This is a genomic window from uncultured Sphingomonas sp. (assembly GCF_913777625.1).
Classification (GTDB): domain Bacteria; phylum Pseudomonadota; class Alphaproteobacteria; order Sphingomonadales; family Sphingomonadaceae; genus Sphingomonas.
Map to the genome: position 1 here is coordinate 1 of NZ_CAJYTI010000041.1, position 19,566 is coordinate 19,566.

Annotated in this window: 18 protein-coding genes; 9 read left to right on the forward strand and 9 right to left on the reverse strand. The window is 67.2% G+C overall.

All coding sequences use genetic code 11. The features are described 5' to 3' along the window. Positions 1 to 3,962: glutamate synthase large subunit (gene gltB / locus QZ814_RS19050; protein ID WP_294335204.1), on the forward strand; the 3,962-nt coding region annotated here is incomplete at its 5' end. A gap of 3 nt (positions 3,963 to 3,965) precedes the next feature. Here the strand turns inward: gltB and QZ814_RS19055 are convergent. Both QZ814_RS19055 and QZ814_RS19060 read right to left on the reverse strand, forming a co-directional pair. Next, complete coding sequence (locus QZ814_RS19055) at positions 3,966 to 4,361, reverse strand: type II toxin-antitoxin system VapC family toxin (RefSeq protein WP_294335206.1); 396 nt, start codon at positions 4,359 to 4,361, stop codon at positions 3,966 to 3,968. Beyond that, entirely contained in the window at positions 4,358 to 4,603 is a 246-nt protein-coding gene (locus QZ814_RS19060; protein WP_294335209.1) for a type II toxin-antitoxin system VapB family antitoxin, read from the reverse strand. The genes QZ814_RS19055 and QZ814_RS19060 overlap by 4 nt, the downstream gene beginning before the upstream one ends. 99 nt (positions 4,604 to 4,702) lie before the next feature. On the opposite strand from QZ814_RS19060, the gene QZ814_RS19065 reads away from it, so the two are divergent. Together QZ814_RS19065 and QZ814_RS19070 are read left to right on the forward strand one after the other, a co-directional pair. Further along, positions 4,703 to 5,374, forward strand: coding sequence for a glutathione S-transferase family protein (locus QZ814_RS19065; protein WP_294335211.1), 672 nt, complete (start codon positions 4,703 to 4,705; stop codon positions 5,372 to 5,374). Between the two features lie 55 nt (positions 5,375 to 5,429). Then, a complete protein-coding gene (locus QZ814_RS19070; protein WP_294335212.1) occupies positions 5,430 to 6,044 on the forward strand; it encodes a YbhB/YbcL family Raf kinase inhibitor-like protein in 615 nt (204 codons plus the stop codon). 18 nt (positions 6,045 to 6,062) lie between these two features. On the opposite strand, the gene QZ814_RS19075 is transcribed toward QZ814_RS19070, so the two are convergent. From QZ814_RS19075 to QZ814_RS19095, 5 genes are all read right to left on the reverse strand, one after another. Next, positions 6,063 to 6,920: an SDR family oxidoreductase gene (locus QZ814_RS19075; RefSeq protein WP_294335213.1), complete on the reverse strand. Its 858-nt coding sequence runs from the start codon at positions 6,918 to 6,920 to the stop codon at positions 6,063 to 6,065. Positions 6,921 to 7,016: 96 nt separating this feature from the next. Next, on the reverse strand, positions 7,017 to 7,145 hold the full coding sequence (locus QZ814_RS19080; RefSeq protein WP_294335214.1) for a hypothetical protein: 129 nt from the start codon (positions 7,143 to 7,145) through the stop codon (positions 7,017 to 7,019). 271 nt (positions 7,146 to 7,416) lie between these two features. After that, positions 7,417 to 8,466 (reverse strand): GGDEF domain-containing protein, encoded by a 1,050-nt coding sequence (locus QZ814_RS19085; protein WP_294335215.1) that lies wholly within the window; start codon positions 8,464 to 8,466, stop codon positions 7,417 to 7,419. A 239-nt stretch (positions 8,467 to 8,705) separates the two neighbouring features. Then, positions 8,706 to 9,257, reverse strand: coding sequence for a peroxiredoxin (locus QZ814_RS19090; protein ID WP_294335217.1), 552 nt, complete (start codon positions 9,255 to 9,257; stop codon positions 8,706 to 8,708). Between the two features lie 53 nt (positions 9,258 to 9,310). Then, positions 9,311 to 10,378: a phospholipase A gene (locus QZ814_RS19095; protein WP_294335220.1), complete on the reverse strand. Its 1,068-nt coding sequence runs from the start codon at positions 10,376 to 10,378 to the stop codon at positions 9,311 to 9,313. A gap of 64 nt (positions 10,379 to 10,442) precedes the next feature. Between QZ814_RS19095 and hisN the strand changes: the two genes are divergently transcribed. Next, a complete protein-coding gene (hisN, locus tag QZ814_RS19100) occupies positions 10,443 to 11,225 on the forward strand; it encodes a histidinol-phosphatase (RefSeq protein ID WP_294335222.1) in 783 nt (260 codons plus the stop codon). 7 nt (positions 11,226 to 11,232) lie between these two features. On the opposite strand, the gene QZ814_RS19105 is transcribed toward hisN, so the two are convergent. Together QZ814_RS19105 and QZ814_RS19110 are read right to left on the reverse strand one after the other, a co-directional pair. Continuing rightward, positions 11,233 to 12,354 (reverse strand): acetylxylan esterase, encoded by a 1,122-nt coding sequence (locus tag QZ814_RS19105; protein WP_294335223.1) that lies wholly within the window; start codon positions 12,352 to 12,354, stop codon positions 11,233 to 11,235. Between the two features lie 42 nt (positions 12,355 to 12,396). Beyond that, positions 12,397 to 14,535: an AsmA family protein gene (locus tag QZ814_RS19110; RefSeq protein WP_294335224.1), complete on the reverse strand. Its 2,139-nt coding sequence runs from the start codon at positions 14,533 to 14,535 to the stop codon at positions 12,397 to 12,399. A 152-nt stretch (positions 14,536 to 14,687) separates the two neighbouring features. Between QZ814_RS19110 and rpmI the strand changes: the two genes are divergently transcribed. From rpmI to pheT, 5 genes are all read left to right on the forward strand, one after another. Further along, positions 14,688 to 14,891 carry a 50S ribosomal protein L35 gene (rpmI, locus tag QZ814_RS19115; protein WP_010543145.1) on the forward strand — a complete coding sequence of 68 codons (204 nt, stop codon included), beginning with the start codon at positions 14,688 to 14,690 and terminating at the stop codon, positions 14,889 to 14,891. Positions 14,892 to 14,905: 14 nt separating this feature from the next. Beyond that, entirely contained in the window at positions 14,906 to 15,271 is a 366-nt protein-coding gene (gene rplT / locus QZ814_RS19120; RefSeq protein WP_010543146.1) for a 50S ribosomal protein L20, read from the forward strand. An 84-nt stretch (positions 15,272 to 15,355) separates the two neighbouring features. Continuing rightward, on the forward strand, positions 15,356 to 15,979 hold the full coding sequence (locus QZ814_RS19125; protein ID WP_294335226.1) for a LysE family translocator: 624 nt from the start codon (positions 15,356 to 15,358) through the stop codon (positions 15,977 to 15,979). A 71-nt stretch (positions 15,980 to 16,050) separates the two neighbouring features. Beyond that, positions 16,051 to 17,142, forward strand: coding sequence for a phenylalanine--tRNA ligase subunit alpha (pheS, locus tag QZ814_RS19130; protein ID WP_294335229.1), 1,092 nt, complete (start codon positions 16,051 to 16,053; stop codon positions 17,140 to 17,142). Continuing rightward, positions 17,139 to 19,562 carry a phenylalanine--tRNA ligase subunit beta gene (gene pheT, locus QZ814_RS19135; protein WP_294335232.1) on the forward strand — a complete coding sequence of 808 codons (2,424 nt, stop codon included), beginning with the start codon at positions 17,139 to 17,141 and terminating at the stop codon, positions 19,560 to 19,562. Before pheS ends, pheT begins: the two co-directional genes overlap by 4 nt. Positions 19,563 to 19,566: the final 4 nt, after the last annotated feature.

Here is a 19,566-nt window from a genome sequence, read left to right on the forward strand (position 1 = left end):
AAAAGCGGGTGATCGCGGCGCAGATCAGCGGCTTCTATATCTGTTCGCTGTCCTGCCGCTCGATCATCTACAAGGGGCTGTTCCTCGCCGAGAGCCTGTCGGTCTTCTATCCCGACCTGCAGGATCATCGGTTCGAGAGCCGCGTGGCGATCTTCCACCAGCGGTACTCGACCAACACCTTCCCGCAATGGTGGCTGGCGCAGCCCTTCCGTTGCCTGGCGCATAATGGTGAGATCAACACGATCCGTGGCAACAAGAACTGGATGCTCAGCCACGAGATCCGGATGGCCTCGATCGCGTTCGGCGACAATTCGGAGGACATCAAGCCGGTGATCCCGGCGGGCGCGTCCGACACCGCCGCGCTTGACGCGGTGTTCGAAGCGATCTGCCGTTCGGGGCGCGACGCGCCGACCGCCAAGCTGATGCTGGTGCCCGAGGCGTGGACCGACGACGTGCCGGCGACGCACCGGTCGATGTACCAGTATCTCGCAAGCGTGATGGAGCCGTGGGACGGCCCTGCGGCACTGGCGATGACCGACGGCCGCTGGGCGGTGGCGGGCATGGACCGCAACGCGCTGCGGCCGTTGCGCTACACCCATACCTCGGACGGGCTGCTGATCGTCGGCTCCGAAACCGGCATGGTGCCGGTGCCGGAGGCGAATGTCGTCGCCAAGGGCCGGCTCGGGCCGGGCGAGATGATCGCGGTCGATCTCGATCAGGGCAAGCTTTTCCACGATCGTGCGATCAAGGACCAGATCGCCGGCGAGGCCGACTATGCCGCGATGGTGCAGGGCTTCCTGACGATCGACGACCTGCCGGCGTCACCGGCCGAGACCTATTATGAGCGCGCCGAACTCGCGCGCCGCCAGGTTGCCGCCGGCCAGACGCTGGAGGACATGGAGCTGATCCTCGCGCCCATGGTGGAAACCGCGAAGGAAGCGATCGGATCGATGGGCGACGATACGCCGCTAGCGGTGATCTCGTCCAAGTCGCGGCTGATCAGCCAGTTCTTCCGGCAGAATTTCAGCCAGGTCACCAACCCGCCGATCGACCCGCTGCGCGAGCGGCACGTGATGTCGCTCAAGACGCGGTTCGGCAATCTCGCCAACATCCTCGATACCGAGGGTGCGGGCAGCCCGGTGCTGGTACTGGAGAGCCCGGTGCTCACCAATGCCGACTGGCACCGCCTGCGCGCGCATTTCGGCGCCAACGCGGCCGAGATCGACTGCACCTTCCCGGCGGACGGCGATCCCGAGTCGCTCAAGGCCGCGATCAAGCGCATCCGCCACGAGGCCGAGCAGGCGGTCCGCGCCGGCTGCACCGAGCTGTTCCTCACCGACGAGCATAGCGGGCCGGACAAGGCGGCGATCGCCGGCGTGCTGGCAGCGGCGGCGGTGCACACCCACCTCGTGCGGCGCGGCCTGCGCTCCTATGCCAGCGTCAACGTCCGCACCGCCGAGTGCCTCGACACCCATTATTTCGCGGTGCTGATCGGCGTCGGCGCGACCACGGTGAACGCCTATCTGGCCGAAGCCGCGATCGCCGATCGCCAGGCGCGCGGCCTGTTCGGCGAGCTGAGCCTTGCCGACTGCCTCAAGCGCCACCGCAAGGCGATCGACGAGGGGCTGCTCAAGATCCTGTCGAAGATGGGCATCGCGGTGATCAGCTCCTATCGCGGCGGCTACAACTTCGAAGCGGTGGGCCTCAGCCGCGCGCTGGTGAACGACCTGTTCCCCGGCATGCCGGCCAAGATCTCGGGCGAGGGCTATGCCTCGCTCCACCTCTCGGCGATGATGCGGCATGACGCGGCCTATGATGCGGCGGTGGTGACGCTGCCGGTCGGCGGCTTCTACCGCCAGCGTGCGGGCGGCGAGGCGCATGCCTATTCCGCACAGCTGATGCACCAGCTGCAGACCGCGGTCTCCAACGACAGCTATTCGAGCTACCTCGCCTTCTCGCGGGGGGTGCGGGACCTGCCGCCGGTGTACTTGCGCGATCTGCTCGAGTTCAACTTCCCCGAGAGCGGCGTGCCGATCGACCAGGTCGAGGCGATCACCGAGATCCGCAAGCGCTTCGTGACGCCGGGCATGTCCTTGGGCGCGCTCAGCCCCGAGGCGCACGAGACGCTGGCGATCGCGATGAACCGGATCGGCGCCCGTGCGGTGTCGGGCGAGGGCGGCGAGGATTCGGCGCGCTACAAGCCCTATGACAATGGCGACAACGCCAACTCGTCGATCAAGCAGGTCGCCTCGGGCCGGTTCGGCGTGACGGCGGAATATCTCAACGCCTGCGACGAAATCGAGATCAAGGTCGCCCAGGGCGCCAAGCCCGGCGAGGGCGGGCAGCTGCCCGGCTTCAAGGTCACCGAGTTCATCGCCAAGCTGCGTCACGCGACGCCGGGTGTGACGCTGATCAGCCCGCCGCCGCACCACGACATCTATTCGATCGAGGATCTGGCCCAGCTGATCTACGATCTGAAGCAGATCAATCCGCGCGCGCGGGTGTGCGTGAAGCTGGTCAGCTCTGCCGGCATCGGCACCGTCGCGGCGGGCGTTGCCAAGGCGCATGCGGACGTAATCCTGGTCGCCGGCCATAATGGCGGCACCGGCGCGTCGCCGTTCACCTCGATCAAGTACGCGGGCACGCCCTGGGAAATGGGCCTGTCCGAGGTCAACCAGACGCTGACGCTCAACGGCCTGCGCGGTCGCATCAAGCTGCGCACCGATGGCGGGCTCAAGACGGGCCGTGACATCGTGATCGCGGCGATTCTCGGTGCCGAGGAATATGGCATCGGCACGCTGAGTCTGGTGGCGATGGGCTGCATCATGGTCCGCCAGTGCCATTCGAACACCTGCCCGGTGGGCGTCTGCACCCAGGACGAGAAGCTGCGCGCCAAGTTCGTCGGCACGCCGGAAAAGGTCATCAACCTGATGACCTTCATCGCCGAGGAAGTGCGCGAGATCCTCGCCAAGCTGGGCTTCCGCAGCCTGGACGAGGTGATCGGCCGCACCGAGCTGCTCCGCCAGGTCAGCCGCGGTGCCGAGCATCTCGACGATCTCGACCTCAACCCGATCCTCGCCAAGGTGGATGCGGACGATGCCGAGCGCCGGTTCAGCCTCAGCACCTTCCGCAACGACGTGCCGGACAGCCTCGACGCGCAGATGATCAAGGATGCCGCGCCGGTGTTCGCGCGCGGCGAGAAGATGCAGCTCACCTATTCGGTGCGCAACACCCACCGCGCCGTGGGCACGCGGCTCTCGTCCGAGGTGACCAACACCTTCGGCATGTCGACGCTTGCCGACGGGCACGTCCATGTCCGGCTGCGCGGCTCGGCGGGCCAGTCGCTCGGGGCGTTCCTGTGCAAGGGCATCACGCTCGAGGTGTTCGGCGACGCGAACGACTATGTCGGCAAGGGCCTGTCGGGCGGCGTGATCGTGGTGCGGCCGATGGTCAGCTCGCCGATCGAATCGTGGAACAACACGATCATCGGCAATACCGTGCTCTACGGCGCGACCTCGGGCCGGCTGTTCGCCGCAGGCCAGGCGGGCGAGCGCTTCGCGGTGCGCAACTCGGGCGCCGACGTGGTGGTCGAGGGCTGCGGCGCGAACGGCTGCGAGTATATGACCGGCGGCACCGCCGTGGTGCTGGGCCGCGTCGGCATGAACTTCGGCGCGGGCATGACCGGCGGCATGGCGTTCGTCTATGATGTCGACGGCAGCTTCGAACGCCACGCCAATCCGGAGAACATCACCTGGAACCGGCTGGCCTCCAGCCACTGGGAGGCCCGGCTCCGCGCGCTCGTCGAGGCGCATGCCGAGGCGACCGACAGCAAATGGTCGAACGGCCTGCTGGAGGACTGGGACCGCGAAGTCGGTAAGTTCTGGCAGGTGGTGCCAAAGGAAATGCTCACCCGGCTGCCGCATCCGCTCAACGATACTGTCGAGGCGGTGGCGGCGGAGTAAGGCTCAATCGAGGGCGGCGACCACGTCGGTATGGCGGAAGTCGTCGCCCCTGAAGAGTAGCGGGCAGTCAGCGATCGCGGCGACCGCATAGGCCATGCAGTCGCCATAGTTCAGGCAGGCGGGGTGGCGGCCCTTGCCAAAGCGCTCGAATGCATCGGCGGCGACCTGCAGATGATCCTCGCCGAACGGGACAATCATGAAGGGCGGCTTGGCGATCAGCGCCGAGCCGGCGTCTGCGGCGGCGCGGGTCGATTGCCCAAGCACGACCATCCTAAACTCCAGTGCCGTCGGTGCGCCGATCAACACGGTGTCGGTCGCGTCCAGCAGTGCTGCAATCCGGTCCGCTTCGGGTTCGTCGAAGAGCAGGGCGACCAGTGCCGAGGTATCGATCGCGATCACTGCGGCAAGCCGTGCTCGTCATAGCCCAGGACGTCATCGGCGTCGCGGTCGTTGCGGGGCTCGCCGGCTGCGACCGCCTGGGCGCGCTTTAGCCGATCGGCGAAGCTGTCCGTGCCCATTCGGTCGCGATCCATCGCCTCGCGTACAGCCATCCGGATCGCCGTTGTGTAGCTAACCCCCTTGGCGCGGGCGTAGCGGCGCACCAGCCGGTCGGTCTCTTCGTCCTTGATGCTGAGCGCCATGATGCGGCTCCGTTCTAGAAGTCTGCCGAATTTATAGAATTTCGGGGGCGATCACAACCGCTCTTCCCCGTCACATTTCGGCTGCTTATGGCTTGTCGGATGTGGCAGCTTCTTCAATTTCCGCTCTGTCCCTTCTCGCGCAAGGTCCGGCTCCTGCTGGGCGAGAAGGGCATCGCCTATGAGCCGGTGCGCGAATCGCCGTGGCAGCGGCGCGACGAGTTCCTCGACCTCAACCCCACCGGCCAGACGCCGGTGATGATCGACGCCGAACGCCATGTGACGCTGATCGATTCCACCGTGATCTGCGAGTTCTTCGAAGAGACGGTGAGCAAGAATGCGCTGCTCAACGGCTCCGCGGTCGACCGCGCCGAGATCCGCCGGCTGGTCGTGTGGTTCGACAACAACTTCTACAGCGACATCACCGCGCCGCTGCTCCACGAGCGGATGATCAAGCGCATCGTCTATCGCCAGCCGCCCGACGCCAAGGTGCTGCGCGACGCGATGAAGGCGGCGGTCGGCCACCTGGATTATATCGACTATCTGCTCGACCACCGCACCTGGCTGGCCGGTGCGACGATGAGCCTTGCCGACATCGCGGCGGCGGCGCAGATTTCGATCGCCGATTATCTCGGCGGCATCGACTGGAAGAGCCACGAGCTCGCCAAGCGCTGGTATATCGGGATGAAAAGCCGTCCGAGCTTCCGCCAGCTGCTCGCCGAGCGGATGGAGGGAATCACGCCGCCGGCCGATTACGAGAAGCTCGACCTCTGATCGCGGGATAATCGCGGGCGGAGATGCGTTTGGCTGCCAAACGGGAGAGACCGCGATGCTCGAACACGTACCGCACTGGCTGGGAAGCGCACTGAAGGGGCTGCGCGCCGGCGCGAAGAAGCTGGCGATTGTCCAACCGGAACTCGGCAGCTTCGAGGTGCTCCACCTCGCCAGCCCCGCCTTCGCCAATGGCGGTCGCTTGCCCGAGCGGTTCACCGCCGACGGCGAGGGCATTTCGCCGCCCTTGTTCTGGACCGGCGTTCCCGAAGGTACCGAATGCCTGGCGCTGATCGTCGAGGATCCCGATGCCCCTGCACCCCAGCCGCTGGTGCATGCGGTGATCTGGGGCCTACCCGTGGAAGGGGATCTGAAGGAAGGGGCGATCCGGGCCGATGGCGCCGGCGACGCAGTCGGCACCGATGTCGGGCGCAACAGCTTCCTGGGCGAAGGGTGGCTCCCGCCCGATCCGCCGACCGGCCATGGCCCGCACAATTACGCGTTCCAGCTCTTCGCCCTGGGCGGCGGTTGCGAGATCGGCGAGAATCCCGGCCGCAGCGCGCTGGTCAAGGCGATGGCAGGCCATGTGCTTGCCGCTGGACTGCTCACCGGGGTCTATTCGCGCGGGGAGGCTGCGCCCACCGGTCTCGTGGGCGAAACCGCGCCGGTGTGACACCGGCGCGGGGCACGCTCAGCCGTTGACGATCGTCCCGCCGTTCGGGTGGAGCACCTGGCCGGACATGTAGCTCGCATCCTCGCAGGCGAGGAACAGAAAGGCGGGGGCGACTTCATTGGGCTGGCCCGGCCGGCCCATTGGCACGTCCTCGCCGAAATGCTCGAGCTTCTTCGGGCTCGCGCCACCGCTGGGATTGAGCGGCGTCCAGATTGGGCCTGGTGCCACCGCGTTCACGCGAATGCCCTTCTCGGCCAGGTTCATCGACAGGCTGCGCGTGAAGGCCGTGATCGCGCCCTTGGTCGAACTATAGTCGAGCAGCTCGGGCTCGCCCTGGTACATGGTGACCGAGGTGCAGTTCACGATCGCGGCGCCTTCCTTCAGGTGGGGTGACGCGGCCTGCACCATGAAGAACATCCCGAAGATGTTGGTCTGGAAGGTCCGGCGCAGCTGCTGCTCGGTGATGTCGGTGATATCCTTGTCCGGATGCTGCTCGCCGGCATTGTTGACCAGCACGTCGATGCGGCCGAACTCGGCGATCACCTTGGCGACGGCGTCCTCGCAAAAGGCCTTGTCGCCGACATCGCCGGCGATCGTAAGCGCGCGGCGGCCTTCGGCGCGTACTGCTTCCGCCGTGTCCTCGGCGTCCTGATGCTCGTTCAGATAGACGATGGCGACATCGGCGCCTTCGCGGGCGTAGAGCGCGGCAACCGCGCGGCCGATCCCGCTGTCTGCGCCGGTGACGATGGCCACCTTGTCCTTCAGCCGATCCGATCCGCGATAACGGGGCTGCCACTGGGGCTTGGGATCGAGGGAGCGCTCCTCACCGGGGAGCGTATCCTCGTGGACTCGGTCTATGGTGTGTTGGTCGGGCATCGGCACGTCTCCGGGGTGATGGGGAGGGGTGCCGAAAAAGCGGGTAGCCCCGCGCTAAGTTCCTGAAAAATCCGGCCGCCGGAGCAGCCCTTAGGGTCAGCCGAGGAGGCTGGAGCCCTGCAGGCCGCTGCCGAGGATCATCACGCTGGTGATGGCGAACGACGCGACGCCGATCATGAAGCTGCGGAACATGCTGATCTTCTCCATGGGTGCGAGCGCGATCATGCGACCGGGATCACGGGCGTGGAGAACAGGACGAGCGCGGCGGTGAGCAGCACGGCGGCGCTGACGGCGACGGTCTGATGCAGCGAAACGAGACGAGCGGTCATGGTATCTACTCCCTGATGGATCGGCAGGCGGACCATCCGTCTGCCGATGCCAGATGTTATGCAGGGAGCGTGCCAATTAACGTAAGTGTTTGAACTACAGGGATGTTGCTAAAGCGCTCGTATCAGGTGTGGCTCTCGACGTCATGCGAGTTGGAAAATTTCACCGATTATCGGCGGAATTCGCTATATTGCGCGCTGCCGATCTTCACCTGGTTCCGGCCTTCGTTCTTGGCGAGATAGAGAAGGCGGTCTGCGCGGTGAAAGGCGGTCTGGTGCATTTCGCCGGGTTCTACCGGGGTGAGGCCGCCCGAGAAGGTGATCTCGCCAAGGGGGGCGTCATTGTCGCGCAGCTTGTAGCGCTTGGCTTCCACGGTGCCGCGAGCGTGTTCCAGCACCGCCCGAGCCTTTTCCAGCCCGACGCCGGTGAACAGGATCGCGAACTCCTCGCCGCCATAGCGGGTCACCAGATGGCCCTTGCAGCATTCGCTCAACGTATCGGCGATGACGCGTAGCACGCGGTCGCCCACGGCGTGCCCGAAGCGATCATTGACCGACTTGAAATGATCGATGTCGCACACCGCGATGCACATCTTGCCGCCGGCGGCTTCCTGCGCGGAAAAGGCCTCTTCGAACGCGCGGCGATTGGGCAGCTGGGTCAGCGGGTCGCGACGGGCATTGTCGCGGGCTTCCTCCAGCTTCAGTCGCAGGTCGTCGGCCTCGCGTCGCGTCGTCTCCAGCTTTTCCTCGGCGACGCGGACCCGGTCGAGCATCGCCGTGGTCAGGCGCGCCACATCGCTGATCGCAAGCGGTGTATCGGCCGCGCTCGAGATCGCCTTTGCACTCGCGGCGATGTCGCGGCCGAAGCCTGCGGTTTCCGCGCGCATCGCGGTCACCATGTCGGCAAAACCCTCGACTTGCATCTGCGTACGCGCCACCAGCCCTTCGGCGCGTGACTTCAGGTCGGTATCCGGCTCGGCGCGCGATTCCGCGGTCAAGGTGAGGATGTCGCGGGGCGTGATCCGCACGCCACCTTCCGTGATCATTTCCACCGCCCGTGCCAGCGGGCCGTCCGGATCCGTGAACAGCTTGTGGACGAAGGCATAGTTGGTAGGGGTCGGGTCCAGGCGCTGATCGACCAGGAAAGCGCCGATGCGCCCGAACAGCGTTCCGCTGTCCTCCTTGCCTGTAGCCGATCGAACTGCACGCGCGATGTGCATACGCTCCCAACCCCCGTGGAAATCACGGCATCAAGGCCGCTGTATAGCCCGTGATGGATAACCACAGAGTGCTAATATCTGGTTGCTGACACCGTTACGATACTTTGGGAGAGGGGGGCGTTACGTCTGCCAGCGCGACGTAAAGCTCTGTAAATTCAAAAGGATATAGCCTTCGAAATGGACGAGCCTCCGATCCGGAGGATTAATGCCTCCGGATCGGCATGGTCGGCGAATCGGCCCTAACCGCGATGGTTCTTCCGATAGTTCTGCACCGCTTCGAGGGTAAGACGAATATGATCGGCCGGATTCGAATCGGAATGAACGAACAGAATCTTGCCGTCGGGTGCGATCACATAGCTGGTCCGGCTGGTGAACTTGGCGACAGTGCCGTCCGGCTTCCTGGCGGCGACGTCATACCCCGCGGCCACTTCCGGCGTGGCGGCGGCAACGGCGAACTTGCCGGCGCAATATTGGCTGCTGAACTGCTCGAGCTGGTCGACATTGCCGGCGGTCATCCCGATCACCGTCGCGCCTGCCTTGGTGAAATCGGGCAGTGCTTCGGCGAAGGCATGGGCCTCGGCATTGCAGCCCGAGGTGAAGGCGGCCGGGAAGAAGTATAGCACGACCGGGCCCTTTTTCAGCGCAGCCTTCAGGTCGACGGTGATCGGCTTGCCGGCCACCGCGCCCTTGGCGGTGAACACGGGTGCCTTGGCACCGGCGGTGAGGGTGGCGTTCGCCGGCATCACGGCGAAGGGCAGGGCAAGGGCGGCAAGGGCGAGCTTCAGGCGCATATCGGTCTCCCTGGATGGTTGCGGATCTGTCTACGCCACCACGCGGCCGGGAGCTAGCGGGTGAAGGCGATGCCGATCCGCGCGTGCGTGTCGTTGACGGTGTAGCGGTCTAGCGCCTCGCCATAGCCGGTGAATGCCTGTCCGAAGAGGTAGATGCCCAGGCCTCCGCCCAGCCGCCGCAGCGGATAGGAGACAAACGCTTCGGCTGCCCCGCGCCCGGTCTTCACATTGCCGCGGGCGGTGAGCGCCAGCTTGATCCCGTCCTTCTGCTGCAGGGAAGCCGCGACGCCGGTATAGCCGAAATAGTCCTTCATGTCGTGGAAGGTGCCGCTGCTGCCGACATAGACCCAGGCCTGGGGCGCGATATCGAGCCGCCAGTCGCTGCCCAGATCGAACCGCTTCTCGCCGCGCAGGAAGATGCGGTTGATGTCCACCGAATCGGTGACCCCGCGTCCATTCGAATCGTGCCGCCAGCCGATCGCCACCCGCGTCGTCTCGTCCATCGGAATGTCGGCGTAGAGTTCGGGCGTGTAATTGGTCGAACGGAACGGGCCGGAAGGCTCGTTCAAGGCCCAGAACATCGTCTGGGTATAGGCGAAGCGCAGATTGCCGAGCCGCAGCGGCGCATCCTCGGCGAACGGCCGCACGGCGAAGCTGAATTGCAGCTTGCCGCCGGCATCGCTCGTGCCGAACGCGCCATAGACGGGTTCATGCGGCTCGAACCGGGCGAGCAGGCCGCTGGAACTGCCGGTGGAACTTTGCACCACCGTCTCCTGCTCGGGCACCGCGGCAGGCATGTGCTGCGCCGCAGGCGGCACCGCGACCCCGGCGACACCTACCGGCACATAGCGCGCCTTGGCGAAACCATGCGGGGCGACGGTGGGCGTCGGGCCGGGGGTGCGCTCCAGCATCAGCCGGGTGCCGTCAACGGCGGTCACTTCGATCTGGCGGGGGCCCGCATCGGCGATCGGTGCCTCGGTCTCGTTGACCAGGAACACCTCGACGCCGCGCAGCGCCGCCTGCTCCGAGGCGGGCTGAGCCGGTACCGCGCGCAGCTGCGCCAGCGCCGGCACCGCGAGGAAGGACAAGCCGAGCATCGTAAGAGCGGCGATCACACGCATGTTCGGCGGAGTGGCAGGCGTTTGTGGCCTTGGCGAGTCAAAATCGGGCTTGTAGGGCAGGGCCATGGCCGTTTCCCAATCCGACATCGCGCTCGCCGCGCGCCTCGCCGACGCGGCGGGCGCTGCGATCCGCCCCTATTTCCGCGCCGAACACGGCGTCGAGGCGAAAGAAGACCAGTCGCCGGTCACGCTCGCCGATCGCGCTGGCGAGGAGGCGATGCGCAAGCTGCTGATCGCCGAGCGGCCAATGGACGGAATCATCGGCGAGGAATTCGGGGTGCGTGAAGGCACCAGCGGCCGGCAATGGGTGCTCGATCCGATCGACGGCACCCGCGCCTTCATCGCCGGGCGGCCGGTGTTCGGTACGCTGATCGCGCTGGTCGACAATGGCTGGCCGGTGCTGGGCGTGATCGACCAGCCGATCATCAACGAGCGCTGGGTGGGCGTGACCGGTCGCCAGACTTTGTTCAACGGCAAGCCCGCCACCACCCGCATCTGCCGCGAGCTGAACCAGGCGATCCTCGCCACCACGTCGCCTGCGCTATTCGACGACGGCCAGCTGCATGCCTTCGAGCATCTCGACGCGCAGGTGATGAGCACGGTGCTCGGCGGCGACTGCTACAATTATGGCTGCGTGGCGAGCGGCTGGCTCGACATCGTCGTCGAGGCAGGGCTCAAGCTCCACGACTTCGCCGCGCTGGTGCCGGTGATCGAAGGCGCGGGCGGGCGGATGTGCGACTGGCAGGGCGACCCGCTCCATGCCGGCAGCAAGGGCGAGGTGATCGCGGCCGGCGACCCCGCGCGGATCGACGACATCCTCGATGCGATGGCCTGCCGGGGGCACTGAGGCCGGGTCAGCGCCCGTCCCAGAAGCCGGGATGGGCGTCGACGGCGCGGATCAGCCAATCGGCGATCCGGCGCTGTTCCTCCAGCCCGTAATGGCCGTGGCAAGCCGTGGCGCGGAACTCGGCGGCGGGGAAGGGCAGGAACAGCAGGTCGCGTGCGCCTGCCGCCAGCGCCGTCGCGCTGATCTGCGCTTCGGCTGTGCGCAGCATCGCCGCCTGGTTGGGCGGGGCGCCGTTGGTGTCGAACCACCACAGCACGAACACTGCGCGCGGATACTGCCGGTGCAGCCGGGCAAGGAACTGGCCGTAGTGTGCGGCATAGTCGCCCGCGAGTGCATCCAGCGAAGGCCAGCGCCGGTCGGGCCGGAAGCCGACGAAATCCGCCTGCAGCTTCAGCATCACGATCTGCGGCTGCCAGCTGGGATCGGTAAAGGGCGCAGGTTCCGCTGGCAGGCGGCGCGGCCATAGCTGCTCCATCGTGCCTTGCGGCGCGGTGCCGCCGAAATTGCGGATAAGACCCCGTCCGGAAATCGCGTTGATCTGATACTCCGCACCGAAATGCTGCGCAGCAACTGCGGCGAAGGCGTCGGGTGTGTCGGTAGTGGCACGCACCTGTTCCGGGGTGCAGTCGCTCCGCTCGCTCCGGGCGCCATACCCCGCCATCGAAGAGTCGCCGATGAACTCGATCTGGCGGCGGCGGGGCGGCGGGGCGGCGAGCGCCTGTCCCCGGTCCACGAACATCCCCTCGAACCGCGCAGGCGCGGCGCTTTCGGTGACCTTGTCGAGCCGGATGCGATGCGCGCCGGGGGACAGGCCGCTGATCGTCACCGGCGCCTTGCCGGGCCGGTCGAGCGATATCGCGGGGCCGCCGTCGATGCTCGCGCGCCATTCGTTGATCGCATCGTCGAACCGCAGCACGACATGGTCGCCGCGAAACGCCGCCTCGGCGTAGACGCCCGGCCATTGGTGGCGGAAGCCGGTGGCGGTGCGCTCCACCCGACCGCCGATCCGCATCGGCAACGGCTGCAACGTGGTGGCGGGGGACAGCTGCCCAGCGATCGTCACGCGCTGCGGTGGCCGCATGTCTCCCGCCATGGCGAAGACGGCGGCAAGGGCAAAGAAGCGCAGCATCGGCCGCGACTTTGCGCCGGGCGGGTCGGGGCAGGCAAGCGATCAGAAGATGCCGAGGAATTTCTTTCGCTGGCGCTTGGCGTCGTCGGCACGCTCGCGGCCGCTTTCGGACTTCGCGGTGGTCCCGTGGCCGACATCGTCGCGCGGGCGGCCCTTGCTGTCGCGCTGGCTGGCGGCGCTGGCACCCGCGAGGACGGGCCCGCAATCGGCCGCATTGGCGTCACCGAAGTCGACGAACGCCAGCACGCTTGCCAGCGGCGAGGCCACGATGCCGAGGCCGAGCCCCGCCCCGGCGCGCCCGACCAGTTCGGGGCTGATCACGGTGATGCCCGGCTTGGCGAAAGTGCCGCCGATCCCCACCGGCGACTGGCCCGAGAACAGGCTGAACCGCTTCGAATCGGCGCGGAAAGCGAGGTCGATCGTCTCGTTCTTGAAGCTGAACCCGCCGCGGCCGAGCATCACGTTCTTCTGCGTGTCGATCAGGATCGGATCCGCCGCGGCGATGCCGTCGCGCACGGTGAAGCCGATCAGCCCACAATTGATCTGCACCGGCTCCTTCAGCTTCTTCTCGAACATCTTCTGGACGAACGTGCCGATGTCGAACTCGGCGAGCTCGGTGTTCCTCGTCCAGAAATCGCCCTTGGGCAGGATCACCGCGATGCGTCCGTTCGCAGTGCTCAGCGAGTCGCGCACGCTGTTGCCGCTGCCGTTCATCTGGATGCGTGCTTTGAGCATGCCGGTGGTGCCGGACTGCTCCGCGCCGAAGCCGGCGAGCAGCACGCCCATCGGCGTCGGCGACAGGCGGATGTCGTAGGTGGTGAACACCGGTGCCTTGCGCGCGTCGATGCTGATGTCGGAAGTGACCGTGCCGCGTGCCAGGCTGAAGTTGAGCGGGCTCAGCTTGAGCAGCCGGTCGTTGAGGTCCAGCGCCAGTTCGATGTTCGACACCGGCAGGTTCGGTGCGCGGACGGTGCGCACCTCCCAGTGCACCTGTGCGTCGAAATTGTTGAGCGCTTCGATCCGGAGCGGGGCGTCCGGCAGCAGCCGCGGCGTGCCGGAGCCCTGCGTCACCGCCGCCTGCGCGCCCTGGGCGGCCAGCGCATTGGGGTTGTAGCCGATGAAGGGGCCGGCATCGACGATGTCGAGCACATGAGTGAACAGGTCCGCGGTCACCAGCATGCGCGGCTCGCCCAGCTTTACCGTGAACTTGCCGGCAAGGTCGCTGTCGCCGAACCTGCCCTTCATGCCGGTGAAGCGCCATTCGTCGCCCGCCTTGGTCACGACCGAGGTCAGGCGATAGGTGCGCGTGTCCGGCACCGCGATTCCGGCGAGCAGGAAGATGTCGGCAAGGTTCTGCCCGCGCAGGTCCATGTGGAGCTTGGCGCCTTCCAGCACTGTTGCGCCCGGCAGCGTGCCGGCGACGTCCACCTGGGTGCGCACGCCCTCGGCATGGAGGCGCAGGCGGTTTTCGCCGCCCGCGAGGGTGGCGTTGGACGAGAGCAGCGCACCGGCCAGCGTGAAGCGGGCGCCCCGGGCGGTGCCGTTGCCGTCGAAGCGAATCGTGTCGGCGAAGCGATTGTCCTCGGCGGCGACCGTATCGACGCGAATCGCTGCATCCAGCTGGTGGCGCGGATCGAGATAGCGAATCTGCGTGCCGGCGATTCGCGCGCGCTGGATCCTCGGCATCGTCAGCGGCTTTCCGCCGCCGCTGCCGAACGTCCAGCTGTTCTGCCTGCCGTTGCGATCCCATTGCAGGTCGATTCGCCCGTCCGTCAGGCCAAGCCACTGGAACCGCTTCTGGTCCGCGAGCAGCGAGAAGGTGGCGATTCGCGCATCGATTCGGCCGGCGCTGAAAAAGGGGCTGGTGCCGGCCCAATCGGGGTTTTCTACGCTCAGCCCTTCCGCCACGAACTTCAGGTTGAACGGCGCGAAATAGAGCTGGAAGTCGCCCGCCACCCGCACCTTGCGATGCGTGCTGCTGCTAGCGATCGACTCGAAAATGCCCTTCAGGAACCAACCCTTGGTGACGAACAGCACCGCCCAGGCAAGCACCATCAGCCCCACCAGGGTGGTGAGCACCGCGATCGTCGCGGCGAGCGGCGTGCCCATCGGCCGCGCCGTTTGGGCGGGCGGGGGCGGTGCCGGTTCGGCGGCGTGGACGGGGGCGTCGAGATCGGCCATGATCCTCAAAATCCTCGCCCCCCGCGCGGTTCCCCGGTGGTTGCATATCGCCGAACCATCGGCTAAGGGGCCGCCTTTCCGCGATCGAGAGACCGTCCGGCTAATAGGGCTGCCGAGGCTGTCTGCAATCGTCGAACCATAAGGAGACGAAAATGCCCAAGCTCAAGACCAAGAGCGGTGTGAAGAAGCGCTTCAAGTTCACCGCCACGGGCAAGGTGAAGCACGGCGTCGCCGGCAAGCGCCACCGCCTGATTTCGCACAATTCGAAGTATATCCGTACCAACCGCGGCACCAGCGTGCTGGCCGACGCCGACGTGGCACACGTCAAGGCGTGGGCGCCGTACGGCCTGAAGTAAGGGAGCCCTGAAAAATGGCACGAGTGAAGCGTGGTACGACCACCAAGGCGAAGCATAAGCGGATTTTGGATCAGGCGAAGGGCTATTATGGCCGTCGCAAGAACACCATCCGCATCGCGCGCCAGGCCGTCGAAAAGGCCGGCCAGTACGCCTATCGCGACCGCAAGGTAAAGAAGCGCAGCTTCCGCGCCCTGTGGATCCAGCGCATCAACGCCGGCGTTCGCGCCGAAGGCCTGACCTATTCGCAGTTCATGCACGGCCTCAAGCTGGCCGGTATCGAACTCGACCGGAAGGTCCTGGCCGACATCGCGATGCACGAAGGTGAGGCGTTTACCGCCATCATCGCGCAGGCGAAGGCGGCGCTGCCCCAGGCCGCCTGAGCGGACCTGCGCGCAAGCTGAAATTGGGGCGTCGAGGCTGCGGCTTCGGCGCCCTTTTTCATTCCAACCGGGAGGGACGATCCCGTGGCGATGAAGACCTGGTGGCTCTACGTCACCGCCGTGTTTTTCGTGTCGATGACGCCGGGGCCGAACATGCTCCACGTGATGGTGCAGAGCATCCGCGAGGGCGCAGCGCGCGTGCTGCCGACCACCGCGGGGCTGATGAGCGCGAACCTGTTCTGCCTCATTGCCTCGGCGGCGGGGCTGGGCGCGTTGCTCAAGGCGTCGCCGGGGTTGTACGACGTGCTGCGCTATGCGGGGGTTGCCTATCTGGTGTGGCTGGGCATCAAGGCCTGGCGCGCGCCGGTGGGGGAGGCGCATGCCGACGCTCCGGTGGCGGTGCGCCAGTCGGTGCGCGCGCGCTACCTGACCGGGCTCGGCACGGGGCTCTCCAACCCCAAGCTGATCGTCTTTGCCGCCGCGCTGTTCCCCCAGTTCCTCGACGTGAACCGACCGTTCCTGCCGCAGCTGGCGATCCTGATCGCGACCTTCGCGGTGATCGAGGCCTTCTGGTTCTCGGTCTATGCGCTGGGCGGCCGTTCGCTCGCGGCATGGCTGGCCCCGGCAGCGCGACAGCGGATGTTCAATCGGGTGACGGGCGGCGTGTTCGTGGCGTTCGGCGCGGCATTGCTCGGCAGCCGGGTGTAGCGGACCCTCAAACGCCTTGACCTAGGGGCCCGTCTGGGGTTCCAGCCATCTCGCACAGTGAACGGAAAACGATGACCACCGATCTCGATACCCTGCGCGGCGAGCTGCTTGCCGCGATCGATGCCGCCACCGCGCTCGATGCGCTGGAGGCTGTGCGCGTCCAGGCGCTCGGCAAGCAGGGCGCGATCACCGGCCTGCTCAAGACGCTCGGCAAGCTCACCCCCGAGGAGCGCCAGGAACAGGGCCCGCGCATCCATTCCTTGCGCGAAGCCGTCACCGAGGCGCTCGCGAGCCGTAAGGCGGCGATGGAGCAGGCCGCGCTCGACGCGCGCCTTGCCAGCGAGACGGTGGACATGACGCTGCCGGTCGACGGTGTCGCGCCGGGCTCGGTCCACCCGGTCAGCCAGGTGATGGACGAGCTGGCCGAGATCTTCGCCGATCTGGGCTTCGCGGTCGCCACCGGGCCCGAGGTCGAGGACGACTGGCACAATTTCACCGCGCTCAACATTCCGGAGACGCATCCGGCGCGCGCGATGCACGACACCTTCTACCTCGCCGGCGCGCATGAGCGGCCGATGGTGCTCCGCACGCACACCAGCCCGGTGCAGATCCGCACGATGACGAGCACCAAGCCCCCGATCCGCATCATCGCGCCGGGCCGCGTCTATCGCTCGGATTCGGATGCGACCCACACCCCGATGTTCCACCAGATCGAAGGTCTGGTGATCGACAAGGGCATCACGCTCGGCCACCTGAAGTGGACGCTGGAGACCTTCCTCAAGGCGTTCTTCGAGCGCGACGACATCGTGCTGCGCCTGCGCCCCAGCTATTTCCCCTTCACCGAGCCTTCGGCCGAAGTCGATGTCGGCTTCACCTGGAAGGACGGCAAGCGCGTGATCGGCGGCAGCGGCGACGCGCCCGGCGGCGGCTGGATGGAAGTGCTGGGCAGCGGCATGGTGCACCGGCGGGTGATCGAGGCCTGCGGGCTCGATCCCGAGGAATGGCAGGGCTTCGCCTTCGGCACCGGCGTCGACCGGCTGGCGATGCTCAAATATGGGATGGACGACTTGCGCCCCTTCTTCGACGGCGATCTGCGCTGGCTCAAGCATTACGGCTTCTCGGCGCTCGACGTGCCCACGCTGAGCGGGGGAGTCGGCGCATGAAGTTCACCCTCTCTTGGCTCAAGGACCATCTGGAGACCGAGGCCTCGCTGACCGAGATCCTCGAGGCGCTGACTCGCGTCGGCCTCGAGGTCGAGGGCGTCGAGAACCCCGCCGAGCGGCTGAACGGCTTCCGTGTCGCCCGCGTGCTTACCGCCGAGCGCCATCCGCAGGCCGACAAGCTGCAGGTCCTCAGCGTCGATTTCGGCGAGGGCCCGCTGCAGGTCGTCTGCGGCGCGCCGAACGCGCGGGCGGGGCTGGTCGGCGTGCTCGGCCTGCCGGGCGCGGTAGTGCCGGCCAACGGCATGACCCTCAAGGTCGCGGCGGTGCGCGGCATCGAATCGAACGGCATGATGTGCTCGACCCGCGAGCTGGAGCTCGGCGAGGACCATGACGGCATCATCGAGCTGCCGGCCGATGCGCCGGTCGGCACCGCCTTCGCGGACTATGCGGGCCTCGACGATCCCGTCATCGACGTGTCGATCACGCCCAACCGCCAGGATTGCATGGGCGTCCGCGGCATCGCCCGCGACCTCGCGGCGACGGGTCTCGGCACGCTCAAGCCGCTCGACGCGGTGGTGGCGGGCCTGCCGGCGATCGTGCCGCAGGGCGCGGGGCCGGACGTGCGCACCGAGGATGCGGCGGGCTGCCCGGCCTTCTACGGCCAGATCGTGCGCGGCGTGAAGAACGGCCCCTCGCCCGAGTGGCTCCAGCAGCGCCTCAAGGCGGTGGGGCAGAAGCCGATCTCGGCGCTGGTCGACATCACCAACTTCGTGATGTTCGGGCTGGGCCGCCCGCTCCATGTCTACGACATGGCGAAGCTCTCGGGCGGGCTGGTCGCCCGCAAGGCCAAGGACGGCGAGACCGTGCTGGCGCTGAACGGCAAGACCTACACGCTGACCGACACGATGACCGTCATCGCCGATGATACGGCCGTGCACGACATCGGCGGCATCATGGGCGGCGAGCATTCGGGATGTTCGGACGACACCACCGACGTGTTGATCGAAGGCGCCTATTTCGATCCCGAGCACATCGCCCGCACCGGCCAGAAGTTGCTGCTGACCAGCGATGCGCGCACCCGCTTCGAACGCGGCGTCGATCCCGAATTCCTCGACGACGGGCTGGCGATCGCCACCCGGCTGGTGCTGGCGCTGTGCGGCGGCACTCCGAGCGACGTTACCCGCAGCGGCACGCCGCCCAAGGTGGGCGCGGTCGTCGGCTATGATCCGAACCTGGCGGAAACGCTGGGCGGCCTTGCCGTCCCCGCGGCGCAGCAGGTGGAAATCCTGGAAAGCCTCGGCTTCACCGTCCAGCCGCTCGACGGCAATGGCGATCCGGTGGACCTCGGCGGCGGCTTCGAGGCGTTCCGCGTCACTGCGCCGAGTTGGCGCCGCGACGTGGACGGCCCGGCCGACATCGTCGAGGAAGTGATCCGCATCGCCGGCATCGACAATGTCCCGTCGACCCCGCTGCCGCGCACCCCCGGTGTCGCGACGCCCACCGCCACGCCCGAGCAGAAGCTCGAGCGCCGGATGCGTCGCACCGCCGCCGCGCGCGGGCTCAACGAGGCGATCACCTGGAGCTTCCTCCCCGAAGCCCAGGCCGAGGTGTTCGGCGGCGGCGCCTGGACGCTCGCCAACCCGATCAGCGAGGACATGAAGGTCATGCGTCCCTCGCTGCTGCCAGGCTTGCTGGCGGCGGCGGAACGCAACCTCAAGCGCGGCGCCACCAGCGTCCGACTGTTCGAGGTCGGCCGCCGCTATCTGGCGGACAAGGAGCGCCTGACGCTCGGCGTGGTGCTGGCGGGATCGAAGTCCGCCCGCGGCTGGCAGGGCGGCAAGGCCCAGCCCTTCACCGCGTTCGACGCCAAGGCCGAGGCGCTGGCGCTGCTGGAAGCCGCCGGCGCGCCGGTCGCCAATCTGCAGGTGATGGGCGAGGCGGGCGCCGCCTACCATCCCGGCCAGTCGGCGACGCTGCGGCTGGGGCCGAAGAACGTGCTCGCCAGCTTCGGCATGGTCCACCCGAGCGTGCTCAAGGCGTTCGACCTCGACGGCGCGGTGGCGGCGGTGGAGATCCACCTCGACGCGCTGCCGGCCAAGAAGGCGGCCGGCTTCACCCGCCCGGCCTTCACGCCGCCGGCGCTGCAGGCGGTGACGCGCGACTTCGCCTTCCTGGTGCCGGCCGCGATCGCGGCGGGCGACCTTGTTCGCACCGTCAAGGGCGCGGACAAGGCGACGATCGTCGATGCGCGGCTGTTCGACGTCTTCACCGGCCAGGGCGTGCCCGAGGGGCAGAAGTCGTTGGCCATTGAAGTTACGCTCCAGCCGGGCGAGAAGAGCTTCACCGACGCGGACCTCAAGGCGGTGGCCGACAAGGTCGTCGCTGCGGCGGCGAAGCTGGGCGCGACCTTGCGAGGATGATGCG